This is a genomic window from Mesorhizobium sp. LNHC232B00 (genome assembly GCF_000502435.1).
Classification (GTDB): domain Bacteria; phylum Pseudomonadota; class Alphaproteobacteria; order Rhizobiales; family Rhizobiaceae; genus Mesorhizobium; species Mesorhizobium opportunistum.
In genome coordinates this window covers 116,323-132,423 of sequence record NZ_AYWP01000014.1, presented here as the reverse complement: position 1 = coordinate 132,423, position 16,101 = coordinate 116,323, and the positions used below count along the sequence as shown (strand labels likewise).

Below are 16,101 nucleotides of genomic sequence, written 5' to 3'. Positions count from 1 at the left end.
CCGCCTTCCTCGTTGTCTTGAAGAACTGCCGCTCAGTTGCCGGGATAAGCCGTGCCGGTGCCCAGGAAACGCTTCGTCGTCTCGCGAGCGGCTTCCTCAGACTGCGCCTTGCGCGCCGCATCCTCGGCCTCGGCCCGGAACTGGGTCGCAAGCAGCGTCTGGATCTGCATCTGCTGCTTGGTCGAAAGCGCGATCAGCTGATTGGTGGCCTGGCTTGCCTCGAGGGCACCTGCCGCGCCCTGACTGCGATTGACGAGGTCGGTAAGCAGGTCGCCATCGGCCTGCACGTTCTCGACGATCTGCGACTGCGCGCTCATGGTCTGGCGGAACGCCTGCATGGCGCTCTGCCAGCGCTCGCGCGCGGCGCTCGCCACATCGCTGACCTTGATGGTGGCGTCGTAGCTTTCCGGATATTGCTGGCGCCACTGGTCCTGCAGCTTGTCGAGATCGAAGCTCAGGCCGCTCGCCTGGGTCATCAGACCGTCAATCCGTTGGAGCGAGCCGGTAAGCTGGCCCACGGAAGAGAAATCCAGGCGCTGAAGGTTGCGCGCCATGTTCTGCAGCATGGTCGCCTGGTTCTGAAGCGACTGGATTTGGTTGTTGATCTGCTCCAATGCGCGTGCTGCCGACAGCACATTCTGCGTATAGTTGGACGGGTCAAACACGATCAGCGCATAGGCCGGCTGGACGTAGTCAGCCATCGGTTTGGCGATCAGGGAAACGGTGACCAGGCTAGTAAAAAGGCGGCGTCCGATCATGACGATTGCTCCTTGTCAGGTTGAGGAAATTGCTGGAGAAGCTCGGCAGCCCAATCCAGGCCGCGCGCACTGAAGAAACGGGCGGCAAAGCTGCCCTGCCCTTCTTCGGAAAGAATATTGTCGATCAGGTTCTGCGCGGCCGGGTCGGAGGCGCCGCAAAGCGCAAGAGCGATCGGGCCTAGCCCGAGCTCGAAGAGGCGATTGCCGCGGCGCGACTGCAGATAGTAGTGGCGCTTCGGCGTGGCGCGGGCGACTAATTCGATCTGTCGCTCATTAAGACCGAAGCGCTCATAGGCTGCCCGTGCCTGCGGCTCCACCGCACGATCATTGGGGAGAAAAATGCGCTGCGGGCAACTCTCGATGATTGCCGGTGCGATAGAAGAGCCGGCGATGTCGGCAAGCGACTGCGTCGCGAAGATGACGGAGACGTTTTTCTTACGCAGTATCTTAAGCCATTCGCGGATGCGGGCGGCAAAGAGCGGGTGGTCGAGATAGACCCAGGCCTCGTCGAGCATGAGCAGCGTCGGCCGCCCGTCAAACCGGTCCTCAAGACGATGGAACAGATAGGTGAGCACAGGCAGCACAGCGCCTTGGCTGTGCATCAGCTCCTGGGTCTCGAAACACTGCACATCCGAGATGGCCAGCCGGTCGTCATCGGCATCGAGCAGCCGGCCGAATGGACCGTCGAGCGTGTAGGGCATCAACGCCGATTTGAGCGCATTGGACTGAAGCAGGACCGACAGGCCAGTCAGCGTGCGTTCCTGCGCCGGCGCGGTGGCGAGGCTGGTGAGCGCCGACCAGATTGCCTCCTTCACCTCCGGGGTGACGGTGACATTCTCGTGGGCAATGAGGCCGGCGATCCATTCGGCCGCCCAGCTCTGTGTGGCCGGGTCGTCGATGTGGCGCAGCGGCTGGAAAGCAAGCGCACCATTCGCACCCAACGCATGGTGGTCGCCGCCCATGGCAAGCGCGGCGGCGCGGGCCGAATTGCCTTTGTCGAAGACATAGATTTGCGCGCCAGCGTAGCGCCGGAACTGCAAAGCGATCAGGGCAAGCAGAACCGACTTGCCGGCACCGGTCGGCCCGACAATCAGCATGTGGCCGACATCGCCGATATGGGTCGAAAGCCGAAACGGCGCCGAGCCGCTGGTTTCGGCGAAAAGAAGCGGCGGAGCGTAATCGCCGGTGACCTCGGCAAGATGCTCGTTCTCCGCTGGACCTGCCCACACGGACGACAGCGGCATGAGATGGGCAAGGTTAAGCGTGTGAACGAGCGGCTGGCGAACGTTGGCGTAGACATGACCCGGCAATGAACCAAGCCACGCTTCGACGGCATTGATGCTTTCGCGAATGGTGGTGAAGCCGAGCCCGTTGACGATCCGCTCGACGGCGCGAAGCTTTTCCGCGGCGGCTTTACGGTTCTGATCCCACACCGTCACCGTTGTGGTGAGATAGCCGAAGCCGACATGATCGCCGCCCAATGCCTGCAGTGCTGCATCGGCATCGAGCGCCTTGTTGTCGGCGTCGCTGTCGACGAGAGGCACCGGTTCGTTGGTCACCACCTCGCGCAGAATAGCCGCGATCGATTTGCGCTTGGCAAACCACTGCCGGCGGAGCCGAGTCAGCGTCTTCGTGGCTTCCGCCTTATCGAGTGGAATGAAGCGCGTCACCCAGCGATAGGCGAAATCCTGGTTATTGAGCGCATCGAGGATTCCTGGCCGGGTGACGTTCGGAAAGCCGAGAACTGTCAGCGTGCGCAGATGCTGTTCGCCCAGCATCGGCTCTAGGCCGCCGGTCAGCGGCGCGTCAACCAGGACGCCGTCGAGATACATTGGCGTTTCAGGCACGGCAACGGGATGACGGCGGGTCGAGATCGTGCCGTGCAGGTACGTCAGGGTCTCGGCATCGTCGAGCGCGCGCACCTCGGGCACGAAGCCCGAAAGAAGATCGAGAACGCGGTCAGTCTCGTCTCGGAACCGGGCAAGCTCCTGGCGCCAGTCTCTTTCCCCTCCCAAGTGATGCGAGTCGACGAGAGCACTTTCCGCGCGCGCTTGGCCATCGGGCCCAGGCAGGAAGACCAAAGTCAGATGATAGATGCTCTCGAAATGCGCGACCTTGCCCTCGAAGGCCGCGCGCCGTTCCTCATCGATCAGCCATGAGGCAGCATCGGGAAGGGCCGAGCTCGGATAGCCCAGCGCTTCGATGCGCTCGGCCTCGAAGAACAGCGCCCAGCCAGAGCCGAGCCTTCTCAGCGCATTGTTTGCCCGCGCGCATATGCCGATAAGTTCGGCCTCCGTGGCGCTTTCAAGGTCGGGGCCACGAAACCGCAATGTCCGTTGGAAGCTGCCATCCTTGTTGAGCACGATGCCGGGCGCGACGAGTGCTGCCCAGGGCAGATGGTCGGCAAGCCGGTCGGCTTTGCCGCGGTATTCGGAAAGCTTCAGCATGCAAGCCAGCCCTTCTGACGAAGATGACGGACAAGTACGCTGGCAAAGTCCGGGTCGCGCCGTGCGGCAAAGACCGCGAGCGTGTGGCCGGCGATCCAGAGCACTAGACCGCCAATCCACTGCTGCAGGCCAAGGCCGATTGCGGCGGCCGCGGTGCCGTTAAGGATCGCCACCGCCCGCGGCGCGCCACTGAGCAGGATCGGCTCAGTCAGCGCCCGGTGGACGGGCACCTCGAAGCCTTGGATATGCTTCTCTCCCATGGCCATCAGACGAGCGCCCCGCCACCAAAGGAGAAGAAGGAGAGAAAGAAGCTCGAGGCCGCGAAGGCAATCGACAGGCCAAAGACGATCTGGATCAGCCGGCGGAAACCGCCGGCCGTGTCGCCGAACGCAAGGGTAAGGCCAGTGGTTATGATGATGATCACGGCAACGATCTTGGCCACCGGCCCCTGCACCGATTCCAGGATCTGCTGAAGCGGCTGTTCCCAGGGCATGCCGGAGCCGGCAGCGTGAGCCTGGGCCGTGAGAAGAAGCGCGACGGCGGCGGACGAAAGAAAGCAAATTTTCTTGCGCATGAGATGACCTTTCAAAGCTGCTGGAGTTGCGGAAGAGTGAGCTGGCCAACGGCGTAGTCGCCACTGCCGTCGAGGCCTGTGACCTCGGCGATCGCGTCTATGCGGCGCGACGATCCGCGTCCGGCGATGAAGACAATCAGGTGGACAGCATCGGCGATCAGCCGGCGGGGAACGGTGACGACCGCTTCCTGGGCGAGCTGCTCGATCCGGTAGAGTGCGGAGCGTGCCGAATTGGCGTGAACCGTGGCAATGCCGCCGGGATGTCCGGTGTTCCATGCCTTCAGCATATCGAGCGCTTCCGCGCCTCTGACTTCGCCGACGATGATGCGGTCGGGCCTCAGCCGTAAGGTCGAGCGTACGAGATCGGCGAGTGTGATGGAGCCCCGCCTCGTCCTCATGGCAACGCAGTCCTTGGCCGCGCATTGCAGCTCGCGGGTGTCCTCAATCAGGATCACCCGCTCATCGCATTCGGCGACTTCTGCCAGTAGAGCATTGGTAAGTGTCGTTTTGCCCGACGATGTGCCGCCGGCGACCAGGATGTTGCGCCGCTCGCGCACTGCCTTCCTCAGGGCATCAGCCTGCAGCGGGAGCATGACGCGATCGGCGACGTAGTTGGCCAGCGTGTAGAGTTTTGCCGCCGGTTTGCGGATGGCGAAGCATGGCGCCAGCACGACTGGCGGTAGCAGACCCTCGAAGCGCTCGCCTGATGGCAATTCGGCACTGACAATCGGACTATCTGCATGCGCCTCGGCGCGTACATGGGAGGCGACGAGCCGGATGATGCGTTCCGCCTCGGAAGGATGCATATGCACGCCGGTATCGACCCGGCCTTCTCCCAACCGGTCGAGCCGCAGCGCGCCGTCGGGGTTGACCATCACCTCGATGACGGTCGGATCGGCAAGGGCCTCGGTGATCGCGGGGCCCATGGCTGTGCGCAGCATGGCGCGGCGGCGGTGGTCGGCTGCGGGATGAGAGCTCATCCTTCGCCTCCATTGCCATTGCCATTGCCAAGCGAGCGCCTCCCGGAGGCGATCTGGCGACCGACCTGCTCGACGAATTTGTCAAAGCGCTCTTGGGCAATCGCCTGTGTCGCCCGATCCGGGACCGGCGTGTGGGAATGAAGCGTAATCGAAAAGCGTATGAAGAGTGCGAGGCTCTCCAGGATCACCTCGACATCGGTTCGGATATGGTCGAGGTCGCGGGAAAGACGGTCGAGACGCCTGCCATAACGATTGTCGAGTTCGTTCTCGCCACGCCGCTCGATGAAGGCCTCGACCGCTTTCGCAACGATCGCCGATTTTGTGGTCGACGGGTTGCGGCTGAGCGTTTCCAGCTTCTCGCTTAACGCGGGTTCGAGCAGAAACTGGTGGCGAATGCGATGGGGCTTCATGGGGCTCGTTCCGACTGGCCGGCGCTGATGCGCCGGCGGCGGGAACGAACATCGCCGATATCTGAAAAATCGCTTATGGGCGTTATCTACGCTGAGATACGCCTGAGCTGCGAAAGCGCTTAGAAGCCGGGGATGATGTCCTTGTCGTCGCCCCTTCCCTCGTTGATACCGTAGGCGCTGGCTGCGGTGGAAACCCGGTCCATGACGCGCTTGTCTGCGAGTGCCTCGGCGTCATCGTCCGCCAGATTGAAGAGGTCGTCTTGATCAGGCTCCTGACAGACGACGACGTGGTCTTCAGGCAGGCCGGGATGACGCTGCTGTTGCACGCCGCCGTCTTCTTCGATTGCCGCGCCGGCGTTTTCGTCATCTGCAGCGAGACGGCGGTCAACACTGCGGACTAGTCCGCTCCAATCGTCGGGGCGCGACGCAGGACAGTCCGCGTACAGACCGTCGCGCAACACCGGCGCCGGCAGCACCCGTTCGGTGAAATTCTGGTCCTCGTAGTAGCGGAGCTTGTTCGCACGGATCGGCGGCAATCCTGATATCAGCACCAGCTCGTCCGAAGGCGGCAATTGCATCACCTCGCCTGGTGTCAACAGCGGTCGCGCAGTTTCCTGGCGGCTCACCATGACGTGCGAAAGCCAGGGTGCCAGCCGATGGCCGGCATAGTTGCGCATGGATCTGAGTTCCGTCGCTGTACCGAGCGCGTCCGAGATGCGTTTGGCCGTGCGCTCGTCATTGGAAGAAAAGGAAATCCGCACATGGCAATTGTCGAGAATGGCGTTGTTCTCGCCATAGGCCTTGGAGATCTGGTTCAAGGATTGAGCGATCAGATAGGCGCGGATGCCGTAGCCTGCCATGAAGGCAAGCGCGGTCTCGAAGAAATCGAGGCGTCCGAGCGCCGGGAATTCGTCGAGCATCATGAGGAGTTGATGCCTGCGGCTCTTCTTCGGGTCACCCTCCAGGCGCTCAGTCAGCCTGCGGCCGATTTGATTGAGCACCAGTCTCACCAGCGGCTTGGTGCGCGAGATGTCCGACGGCGGCACGACCAGATAGAGCGACATCGGCCGCTCGGCATCCATCAGGTCCGCAATGCGCCAGTCGCAGGTCGATGTTGCCGCGGCCACTGTCGGATCACGATAGAGCCCGAGAAACGACATCGCGGTCGAGAGCACGCCAGAACGCTCATTTTCCGACTTGTTCAGCACCTCGCGCGCTGCGGAGGCCACGACCGGATGGACCTGGGGCTTGTCCGTCGTGCCGAGGTGATTGGTCGTCATCATCCGCTGCAGCGTCGCGGCAAAGGAGCGTTGCGGATCCGACAGGAAGGTGGCGACCCGGGCGAGCGTCTTTTCCTCTTCGGCATAGAGCACGTGCAAGATGGCGCCGACCAAGAGTGAGTGACTGGTCTTCTCCCAATGATTGCGCCGCTCGAGCGCACCTTCCGGATCCACCAAGACATCAGCGATGTTCTGGACATCGCGGACCTCGTTCACTTCTTTGCGCACCTCAAGTAGCGGATTGTAGCGTGCTGACCTCGGATCGGTCGGATTGAACAAAAAACAGTACGAGAACTTCGACCGCCAGCCGGCGGTCAGCTGCCAGTTCTCGCCTTTGATGTCGTGAATGACGGCCGAGCCGGTCCAGGAAAGAAGCGTCGGAACAACCAGTCCAACACCCTTGCCCGAGCGCGTGGGAGCAAAGGCCATTACGTGCTCCGGCCCGTCATGGCGAAGATAGCGGTCCTTCAGCTTGCCAAGGAAAACACCGGCTGGTCGAAACAGCCCTGCCTTCTCGATCTCCCAAGACACGGCCCATCGCGACGAGCCATAAGTGGTGACTAGGCCGCGCTGCCGCGCACGCCAGAGGGAGCCAGCGATGGCGGCCGCGCAGCCCATGAAGCCTGTGGTGGCCGCAAGCATCCCGGCCGTGTCGAAGACCTCGGGCGCGTATGCGTCGAAATGGAACCACCACTCGAACAGTTGCCACGGCTTGTAGATCGGCCATCCGGCTGCGACAAACCATGGGGGTCCGAGTTGCGGCTGATAATCTAAAGTTTGGGCGCACCATTGAGTCGCTGTCCATACGCCGAGAATGACGATGGCGAACACAATGACTATCTGACCGACAAGGAGCTTCGTCGGTGTCATGGGCGCAGCCTCCGAGTTTTGTTAAACGGAAGCAGGATGGCGTGACGTTTCAGAATATTGAAGATACCCAATATACGCGCCCGTGCGATGCAGTGAACGTTGCAGGCTTGGAAGATTGGGGGCGCCAAGAAATTGTCATCGCGAAGGCACGAGCGAATGACTTGTATTGGGCCGTCAGCAGACCGGCAGGCTTTCGGCACGCTAATATGGAAAGCTGCCGTTGAACCTATAATGGGTGCTGGAAAGCTTCGCGCTCCACTCGGTCGTTTTTGGAAAGCTCCGCGAAGTACCGCTCTGCTCTGCTCTGCTCTGCTCTGCTCTGCTCTGCTCTGCTCTGCTCTGCTCTGCTCTCGAAAAATTAAGCATAGTTTTCCCATTCTTCCCAATATTTTTTCCCATTCGGGCAACCTTAGTTTTCCTACTTGCTGCTACCAATTGACGGCCTCACGGATATCCGGCAACAAGCTGAAAGGATGGGCCGGCTGGCTTGCTGCCTTGTTCGCCGGAGGAATGTGGCACGAATGTCGTGGTGTGCAGGTCGACCCGAATGGACCGAAGCCAGCACTGTATCATGACGGGCAGGACGATAAGCTCGACAGTCAAAGACACTCTTTGTACGAGAAACGCTCGGTCGATCCGTCCGTTCTCACCACCCAGAAGCACTTGGTGCCGTAATCGGCGCTGCGCACCATGAAGTGGTCCACGCCTGAACCTGTCTTGGAGGCGGAATCGGGGTGCCTAGCCAGCAAGGCGCGCAGAAGCGCCTCATCTTCATCCGCGACGCGCTGCCCGGGAGGATACCTCTGCAGCCTCGCCCTGACATGGAGCAGCGCATCGCCCTTCTTGGCGAAATCCCTCCCGGCCAATTGCAATGGTATCGCCTTCGCCATCCGTGCCGCTCAATCCTTTGGTTGCGATTTGCGATCATAAAGAGATAATCAGCGATCGACAGGGGAATCGATGCCGCTCGAACTGAAGATCACCAAGGCCTATCCGAACGATTTGGCCACCGACTGCTGGCGTGGTCTGGTGATAGACGACCATGCCGAGTTCGACTTGTATCTGCGCGGCCCGGTCTGGGAGCGCGTTACCGATGCCGCCTTCGAAAAAGAATTCTCCGCTGATTTGGATGCCTTAGCCACGACAGGCATGGCCAGTGACACCCTAAGCGCTCTGCTGGATGCGACCGTCGAGCCGCTGGATTGGGAAATCGGCGAGGCGATGGCCGAATGTCTATTAATGGACGAGCACGGTGCCGTGTGGCCCTGGAACGAGAACCGCGATCGAAAGACGCCGAAGGCGTCGCTGCCCGGCGCCGATATCGTCGGTTTCCTCGGCAGTGGACCGGACAGGGTTTTCCTATTCGGCGAGGTGAAGACTTCGTCGGACAAGGACAATCCGCCCGGCGTCATGGCCGGCAGAGGCGGTCTTGCCCACCAGATCGATGCACTTGCCAATCACAAGGATGCGCAGAACACGCTTCTGAAGTGGTTGTACGCCCGTTGCACAACCGCCGAGCTGATGGCGATGTTCAAGGTCGCAGCGGCGAAATACCTTAGCTCGGGAGGCAAAGACTTCGCCGTCGTGGGCGTGTTACTACGCGACACTCCTGCACATCGCGACGATCTGCGTACCCGGGGCACAGCTCTGGAAGACGGCACCGGCAGCCCACGCATGCGCCTCGATGCCTGGTACACGCCACGTCCTATCGCCGATTGGCTCTCGATCGCCAAGGTGTCGCCAGCATGACATCATGGATGATCCAGGCACTGGGCGACGAACGACGTCGGAGGGTCGATGTCGCTGTTGGCGAACACCTGTTGGCCGATGTCGGCTTCGAGCCCAATGACCAGCCGGAGGACTACAGGTTTACCGCGAACGGCTACGGCCTGGCCGTCCATGCCCTGCTGGGCGATGTAGAAGCCGCTGGCGAATTGCGCGAAACCGCCGAGATGGCATTCGAGGCATCGAGAGCATCGGACGTTCCAAAGAACACCGAAGCACGGGCACTGCATCTGCTACAAGCCGCCTGCTACGGCGTGCTCGGCGATCGCACGCCCGACGTGTCGCGGTATCTGCGCACCCATGCGCTTCCTCCCGAACCGGATGAAGCTGCGAACTGGGGTGCTAGGGTGCGCCAGAGCGTCTATCGACTTTGGCTGCTGGTGCTGCGCAAGGACGGGTGGGCGGATCTGGACGCGGTTCTGGCTGAGATCGTCGGCCTGCGCGAGGCGCAGAAATCCGGAGAGGCACAGTTCTTGGAGACCTCCGATACGCCCCGCTCGGATGCATGGCAGCTCATGGCCTCCTATCACCTGTCCAAGGCCGCAGAGCTGCTCGCCACCTATTCGGCCCAAGGTTCGGTGGCTGGCGGGTTCAACATCCGTGAGCAGCTGCAGGCGCAATTCGATCGCAGCCAGATCGCCTGCGAACGAGGCGAACTGATCGGCTTGCACGCCACCGTCCGGCTCCTGTCCGAGACCGCGGAACGGATGGTTGCCAACAGCATCTGGTCAGTCACCAGAGGCGCCAGCGCTCGCATCGCTCGTTTCGTCGAGAGCATGGCTGCGAGGACCAGGGACAAACCCGTCTTCGAGATGCTGCCGCCCCAGCGCATCGCTCTTCGGGATCAGGGACTGATGAATTCGGGCGCGCGTTCGGTGGTCCTCAGTCTGCCGACGTCGAGCGGGAAGACCTTCATCGCCCAGTTCCGTATCCTCCAGGCCCTCAACCAGTTCGAGGCCGAAAGGGGCTGGGTCGCCTATATCGCGCCCACACGCGCCTTGGTGAATCAGGTGTGCGCGAAGCTTCGCCGCGATTTCTCGCCGCTCGGGATAGTCGTGGAGCGCGTCAGCCCTGCCCTCGACATCGACGGCGTCGAGGCCGAGCTGCTGGCCGACAAGGACCCACGGACGGCTTTCCGCGTGCTGGTCGGAACGCCCGAGAAGATCGACCTCCTGCTGCGCGGCGGCTGGGAGGCCAAGATCGGCCGTCCGTTGACGCTGGTTGTGGTCGACGAGGCGCACAATCTATCGAACAAGGGCCGCGGTCTGCGGCTCGAGCTAATGCTGGCCACGATCAACCGCGAATGCAGAAACTCCCAGTTCCTGCTGATGACGCCTTTCATCGAGAACCGCGGCGAAGTCGCCAGATGGTTGTCGCCGGACAGCTTCGCGGACATGACGGTCGAGTTCAACTGGCGCTCGAACGACAGGGCAATCGTCATCGCACAGCCCTCCAAAGCGGAGCGCGCCGGCGACTACGAGATATCCCTGCAGACCATCCACACATCCAAGTCCACGATAAAGATCGACCACCTCGTTCCGCTCTGCTCGGGGCGAGAGCTGGGCCTGACTTGGTCGCAAGTGCGTCCTTCCCTTTCCAACGTCGCCGCCGTCACCGCCAGCTGCCTCAATCGTCGTGGACCGGTCATCGTTGTCGCCGGAAAGGTCAAGGACACCTGGGGCCTGGCCCGCACGATGGCCAAAGATCCGAAACTGGCCGAAAAGCTGGAGCAGCGGCCTGGATCCAAGGACATGTCCAATATCGATTTCGTCGCAGATTTCGTGGCAGAGGAATTCGGTAGGGATTTCGAACTCATCGGGCTGCTGAAGAAGCGCGTCGGCCTGCATCACACCGGACTGTCTGACGACACGCGCGTCCTGATGGAATGGCTGATGGAGCTGGGCGAGCTCGACACCATGGTCGCCACCACCACCATCGCGCAGGGTCTGAACTTCCCGGTCACCGCAGTGGTGATGGCATCCCACCAATATCCCTATGGCGTCGACATGCCGCCCGAGGACTTCTGGAACTTGGCTGGACGCGCTGGCCGTGCCGACCAATCGGGCACCGGCGTGGTGGCATTGGCCGCGACAACCGACGATAGGGTGGCGCTGCTGTCCGACTATGTCGGACGAAACGTGTCCCACCTGAACTCGACACTGATCGACATGGTGCGCTCCGCCCTGGCCGCCGGATCCCAGCTCGAACTCCACACGCTCTACTACATGAAGGAGTGGTCCGCGTTCCTGCAGTACCTGGCCCACTCGTACCGCCAAATAGACGACCATGCCGCGTTCGCCAGCCAGATCGAGCAGGTGCTGCGCGGCAGCTTCGGCTTTCAGAAGCTGCGTCGCGAGGATCAGACCGTGGCGAACAGGCTGGTCGCTGCGGTGACCGACTATGCGGCGATCATCCGAAACCAGCCACTTTCTCTGGTGGACACCACCGGTTTCTCCTGGGAAAGCGTCAGCCGTGCCTTGGCCGGCGCGCGCGCTGCAGGCATCGATTCCAATTCCTGGGATGCGTCGACCCTGTTCACCGCGAACGATCGCACGCTGCAGAACGCCTTCGGCGTCCTTCTTCAGATCCCGGAACTAAAAGCGGAGTTGGCCGAGGTCACTGGCGGCGGACGCGGCAATGGCGACCTTCTCGCCCGCATCGTCAAGGATTGGGTCAACGGTGCTTCGTTGGCCGAAATGGCCAACGAGCATTTCCGGGGGCCCAACGACAGTCCGACCGATGCCATGTCGAAGGCGTGCCGGCTCGTATATGGCAAGATGACCTCCACAGCCTCCTGGGGACTTTCGGCTATCCAGAGCCTGACCATTCGCGACGGGCTCGACAGGATGACAGAAGAGGAGCGGCGCACCTTCCGCAACCTGCCTTCCCGAATCTACTACGGCGTTAATTCCGACATGGCCATCGACCTGCGCCTGATGGGTGTGCCGCGCAACGCCGCCCAACCTCTTTCCGACCATCTCTCGAGGCAGAACGTCGGCACCGGCATCAAGTCGATGCGCGCGGCCCTCGAAGGCCTGAGCGATGCCGATTGGCATACTGCGGTGGGTGCCGCCGGGCCGACCTATCAGAAGGCCTGGAAGATATTGGAAGGCCTCGCCTGATTAGGACGCAACATGCTGACCGATACTTTCCACGAACGATACTTCAACCGTGCGATCTGGACCGACCACACCGCAGGAGACGACCGCCTCAATGTGAAGCTCTATCGGGTCATCGCGGAGCGTCTGTTTCCGCCATTCGATTGGCAAGGTGCCTCTATCGCCGCCAACCTACAGCACTGGAAGAACCTGGACAGCAAGCTCAGCATGGAGCTCGGCCGGAAGAACCTCTCCCAGACGTGGGCGGGTTCGGGCAACAGCACCTTCATGCTTTCGCCTGCCCAGATATGCGAGAATTTCATGTGCTCACCGTTCAATCCTAATGTCGACGAAGCCGACGAATTCATGAAGCAGAGGGTCAGCTTCGTTGAGCTGGCACTGCGAGAGAAAGCCGCCGATAACGCCTACAAATCCTCCGAGGCATACGACAAACTGGAGGGTCTGCTTTCGTTCGGTCGATCCGGAGGAGTCAGAATTCCCGGCGACCCCGAGGACGCACGTCGGGCAAGGATCAAGGCTAGGGACGACGAACTCCAGGGTGCGATCAACGAGATCAATGCGCGTTTCGCCGCTGCGCGCAAGCCGCTCAACTACCACAACGGCTTCGTACAGATATCCACCGATGAGGTGATCCAGAAGGTCGTCGAGCAGCCGTTCTGGCAACTTGTCGCCGACCCGAGGTGGACGAACGTCGACACTGACATCAAGCAGGCCATGGACCTGCGGGACAACGGTGGCCGCGACCCGTCCCTGTACGCCGCTAAGGCATTGGAGAGCGTCATCAAAATCCTGTGCAGCAACCTCGGTGCCAGCACGGGTAAGGAGAATGGCGCCCACGCCTATATAGACAATCTCATTAGTGAGCGTAGCGGACGGTTCATCGAAGCATGGGAAGGCGCGCAGTTGAAGTCGTTTTTCACCTCGGTGCGAAACCCGCTAGGCCATGGTCCCGGGGGCGAGCCCATGCCCAAGCTCTCGCCCGCCCAGGAGGATTGGGCCATCGAGTTTGCCATGATTTGGACCAAGAGCCTGATCAATCGGCATAGGTTGAACTGACCGACCCTACTAGATGTGTATCTTGTGTTGGCCGGACGCCGCCACCGGGGCGAGCTTGTCAACTATGTCGGTGGCGAACACCCAACAGGCAAATGCTATCTCCCCGATCCGCTCCGGCTCGACCTTCACGGTCTGGCCCAAATAAAACGTCGTCTTCCGCACTGCGACTTCGACTTTCACGGTCGAAGTCTCCCGAACCGCCATGCCGATCTCGAACGGCCTGACCGCGCCGCTGGCGTCCATGACATCGACCTTCAGGTAGGGCAGTCGGAGGATCATCGTGTTCGTTTCATCGACATCTTGGGGGCCGACAATGCCGCACCGGTGCTCGAGACAATTGCGCAGTTTCTGGAAGGAAGACAGTTCGGGCGTCCATGACAAGGATGCCCGAAGTTCCTTTGGCTACTTTCGCCACAAGCTGAGGGTGCCGCATGCCTGGGCACGCTGTCGCAATGCTTCCTGCTGTTGACCGGCTGCCGACTGGATCGCGGCCACCACGGCGTCTTCGATATCATCCCCTATTTCGTCGCGGATAGCGTCCGGCGATAGCTCGTTGATAAGGTCTAGATGCGTCGCTGCACCTTCGAGCGATTGGCGGACGCCGCGCGCAAGGTCGGCGATGCACATGGCGATCAGCCGGCGATGATGGATGCTAGATCCTCACGCGCCGTTCGGCCGAGCACGTCCATCTGATGATGCATGCTCGAATGTTGGACAGGTCTGCAGTCTGGATCGCAGGGTATGCCAGGGCGAAGATGCCATAAACCTCTTTGGCCGCCATTTGCGCAGGGACCCCAACGCCCCTCGCGTTTAATGTGATGGTCACCAACGGTGAATATGCACCGGTCATGCTGCTCCCGTGTGATCTTGCGATACTAAACCCTTAAGTTCCGCGCGTTCTTGTTCTTCAGCTGCTTCTACGTCGCATAGTATCTTGTCGATCGTCCAGTTGGCGATGTCAGACAACCTCGACGTCCCTAACCGCCGACCTCGACCAAGAGGACGACGCGCAGCGTGGCGAGATGCCAAAAAGGGTCCAGTCCTCTGCAGCGCTGCCAGGGTCGCCAGCGTGGTGCCGGTTAACCGAACAGGCTGATACGAACCGCTGCGGCGGTGGACGTCCGCTTTTGGGAGCGAGCGAGGCTAGCTAAGCGGCTGGAATCAGGCGCGTTCCCGCCTGGCAGCTTTGGGGCCGTTTCCGGACCGTCAGGTCTAGGCTGCAGTTGTGCACATAGCTGCCGATTGGCTTACGACCTTGTTGCGGACCGTCATGCTAGGCGGTGTATGGTCTTAAAGGTAACGTCGCGCTGACCGGAAAGCTCCAGAGCTGACGGTTCGATGCGCTGAACCCTGAAGAATTCTTAGAGCGCCCTTGCGTCCATATCGCAGATTTCAACGGCGCTTCGGACGACGCATAGGTCGACGGGCGCTCCAGCTGTCTTTGAGACGAAAGAGTTCCGAGAATTGACCATACCCGATCCCTCGTCCCGGTTTTGGGACACGCCGTGACGTCGCGGAGCGCGACGCGGAATGCCTCGCCCACACGGAAGGCGCCTCTTAGCATCTCGCGCACACGCGCTCCTTACTGCGCAAGGAATTATGACCGAATGGTCGTGACGGGTTCACGCCTCGGGGCAATGCTCCAGAGCCAGCTCCGCCGGTGGATGCGCCCGAACCCCGAGTAATCTAGGGTAGACATCGGGCAGGAGGATATTATGCGTCGAACTTTAGAAGACGAATTCAATATCATCGAATACGTGCTGGGAGACTCGCGGTGTCGATGCGTTTTGCCTCGCGTGGATCAAATACGAGCGGCAACAACGGAAGATCTGCTCTTTTCTGGTATTCCAAGCCTCGGCGATCGGACCGGATCAGGCCTCGTCTGTGCGCCAAGCGCTCGCCAACAAGGGCATAGCCCACACAGGCTTTCGCGGTCGGATACAGCGGCTGACCGGCCTTCGCTTCAAGGACGAATTCGGCGATCGCTATGGGCCGCTCAACGCCGCGCTCGATCACGCTTGGAAAGCCCGCGATAAGATTTTCCACGGCCAGCAAACCGGGCAAGGCTATTCGAGAGAGCAGCTACTCGCAAAGGTCGATAGCATCCGCGAGTGGTGCGGGCTACTCGCAGCGCTCGGGGCTGCCAAATTCGGCTATGATGGCTTTTCTGCCACAAATTCAATGTTCAAGGCAAAGAACGCGGAGCGTACGCCTCCGGCGAGGGCCGCCTTGCGGGAGCATGGCCCGGTAGCGAAGCTGCGCTCTTAAGGTCGTCCTTTCGAGCGTAGTTAGCAGCGCAGCATGAGCCATGTGACGTTATTGACCGGACCGGAGCGTCGTCGTCGTTGGCGTGAAGAGGATCAGTGCCGGATCCTGGCCGCGGCATTCGCGCCCGGGGCCACAGTGGCGGCGGTAGCGCGTCAGTATGATGTCGCAACCAGCCTGATCTATAAGTGGCGCCGCACGGTGAGAGCCCGCGAGACGGGCTTTGCCGAAGTTGTCGTGGTTCCCGATGAGCCTGTCGCCGCTTCGGTGCCGGCGGCGCCACCAGCGGNCTGCAGGTTCAGGAGACGTTGGGCCGGGATCCGCATGCCGGCGATCTTTATGTCTTCCGCGGCCGCAGCGGCAACCTGGTCAAGATTATCTGGCATGATGGGCTCGGCATGTCGCTATATGCAAAACGGCTCGAGAAGGGCCGGTTTCTATGGCCGTCGCCGGCGGACGGCACGGTTTCCATATCACCGGCGCAGCTCGCCTACATGCTCGACGGGATCGATTGGCGCAACCCGCGTCACACGTTCCGACCGCAGCGCGCGGGCTGA

General features: G+C 61.3%; 15 protein-coding genes and 1 pseudogene. 5 read left to right on the top strand and 11 right to left on the bottom strand.

Annotated features, from left to right (window positions below; translation table 11 throughout):
- Window positions 1-32: 32 nt before the first annotated feature.
- The 8 genes from trbJ to X743_RS150795 form a co-directional block, all read right to left on the bottom strand.
- Window positions 33-758: a P-type conjugative transfer protein TrbJ gene (gene trbJ / locus X743_RS150760; protein WP_023669263.1), complete on the bottom strand. Its 726-nt coding sequence runs from the start codon at window positions 756-758 to the stop codon at window positions 33-35.
- Window positions 755-3,205: a conjugal transfer protein TrbE gene (gene trbE / locus X743_RS150765; protein WP_023766654.1), complete on the bottom strand. Its 2,451-nt coding sequence runs from the start codon at window positions 3,203-3,205 to the stop codon at window positions 755-757. The genes trbJ and trbE overlap by 4 nt, the downstream gene beginning before the upstream one ends.
- Window positions 3,199-3,471 (bottom strand): VirB3 family type IV secretion system protein, encoded by a 273-nt coding sequence (locus tag X743_RS150770; protein ID WP_023766653.1) that lies wholly within the window; start codon window positions 3,469-3,471, stop codon window positions 3,199-3,201. Before X743_RS150770 ends, trbE begins: the two co-directional genes overlap by 7 nt.
- The gene (locus X743_RS150775) at window positions 3,471-3,779 is read right to left on the bottom strand and encodes a TrbC/VirB2 family protein (protein WP_023735762.1); all 309 of its coding nucleotides are present in this window, start codon (window positions 3,777-3,779) and stop codon (window positions 3,471-3,473) included. The genes X743_RS150770 and X743_RS150775 overlap by 1 nt, the downstream gene beginning before the upstream one ends.
- Before the next feature lie 11 nt (window positions 3,780-3,790).
- On the bottom strand, window positions 3,791-4,759 hold the full coding sequence (trbB, locus tag X743_RS150780; protein ID WP_023766652.1) for a P-type conjugative transfer ATPase TrbB: 969 nt from the start codon (window positions 4,757-4,759) through the stop codon (window positions 3,791-3,793).
- Window positions 4,756-5,169 carry a hypothetical protein gene (locus X743_RS150785; RefSeq protein WP_023766651.1) on the bottom strand — a complete coding sequence of 138 codons (414 nt, stop codon included), beginning with the start codon at window positions 5,167-5,169 and terminating at the stop codon, window positions 4,756-4,758. The genes trbB and X743_RS150785 overlap by 4 nt, the downstream gene beginning before the upstream one ends.
- A gap of 119 nt (window positions 5,170-5,288) precedes the next feature.
- Window positions 5,289-7,319 (bottom strand): conjugal transfer protein TraG, encoded by a 2,031-nt coding sequence (locus X743_RS150790; protein WP_023766650.1) that lies wholly within the window; start codon window positions 7,317-7,319, stop codon window positions 5,289-5,291.
- A gap of 599 nt (window positions 7,320-7,918) precedes the next feature.
- Window positions 7,919-8,209 (bottom strand): DCL family protein, encoded by a 291-nt coding sequence (locus X743_RS150795; RefSeq protein WP_023735767.1) that lies wholly within the window; start codon window positions 8,207-8,209, stop codon window positions 7,919-7,921.
- 70 nt (window positions 8,210-8,279) lie between these two features.
- On the opposite strand from X743_RS150795, the gene X743_RS150800 reads away from it, so the two are divergent.
- The 3 genes from X743_RS150800 to X743_RS1000000172825 are packed head-to-tail and all read left to right on the top strand — an operon-like array spanning window position 8,280 to window position 13,279.
- On the top strand, window positions 8,280-9,068 hold the full coding sequence (locus tag X743_RS150800) for a hypothetical protein (RefSeq protein ID WP_050591500.1): 789 nt from the start codon (window positions 8,280-8,282) through the stop codon (window positions 9,066-9,068).
- The gene (locus tag X743_RS150805; RefSeq protein ID WP_031257870.1) at window positions 9,065-12,226 is read left to right on the top strand and encodes a DEAD/DEAH box helicase; all 3,162 of its coding nucleotides are present in this window, start codon (window positions 9,065-9,067) and stop codon (window positions 12,224-12,226) included. The genes X743_RS150800 and X743_RS150805 overlap by 4 nt, the downstream gene beginning before the upstream one ends.
- 12 nt (window positions 12,227-12,238) lie before the next feature.
- Window positions 12,239-13,279, top strand: coding sequence for a hypothetical protein (locus X743_RS1000000172825; RefSeq protein WP_023735770.1), 1,041 nt, complete (start codon window positions 12,239-12,241; stop codon window positions 13,277-13,279).
- 9 nt (window positions 13,280-13,288) lie between these two features.
- On the opposite strand, the gene X743_RS150815 is transcribed toward X743_RS1000000172825, so the two are convergent.
- From X743_RS150815 to X743_RS1000000172145, 3 genes are all read right to left on the bottom strand, one after another.
- Entirely contained in the window at window positions 13,289-13,660 is a 372-nt protein-coding gene (locus tag X743_RS150815) for a hypothetical protein (RefSeq protein ID WP_023766648.1), read from the bottom strand.
- A gap of 21 nt (window positions 13,661-13,681) precedes the next feature.
- Complete coding sequence (locus X743_RS150820; RefSeq protein WP_023766647.1) at window positions 13,682-13,906, bottom strand: hypothetical protein; 225 nt, start codon at window positions 13,904-13,906, stop codon at window positions 13,682-13,684.
- 1,119 nt (window positions 13,907-15,025) lie between these two features.
- Window positions 15,026-15,343: a hypothetical protein gene (locus X743_RS1000000172145; RefSeq protein WP_031257869.1), complete on the bottom strand. Its 318-nt coding sequence runs from the start codon at window positions 15,341-15,343 to the stop codon at window positions 15,026-15,028.
- Between the two features lie 237 nt (window positions 15,344-15,580).
- On the opposite strand from X743_RS1000000172145, the pseudogene X743_RS1000000173400 reads away from it, so the two are divergent.
- Together X743_RS1000000173400 and tnpB are read left to right on the top strand one after the other, a co-directional pair.
- Window positions 15,581-15,754, top strand: a pseudogene (locus X743_RS1000000173400) (transposase); the annotation flags it as partial.
- An 80-nt stretch (window positions 15,755-15,834) separates the two neighbouring features.
- The gene (tnpB, locus tag X743_RS150830; protein ID WP_023766644.1) at window positions 15,835-16,101 is read left to right on the top strand and encodes an IS66 family insertion sequence element accessory protein TnpB; all 267 of its coding nucleotides are present in this window, start codon (window positions 15,835-15,837) and stop codon (window positions 16,099-16,101) included.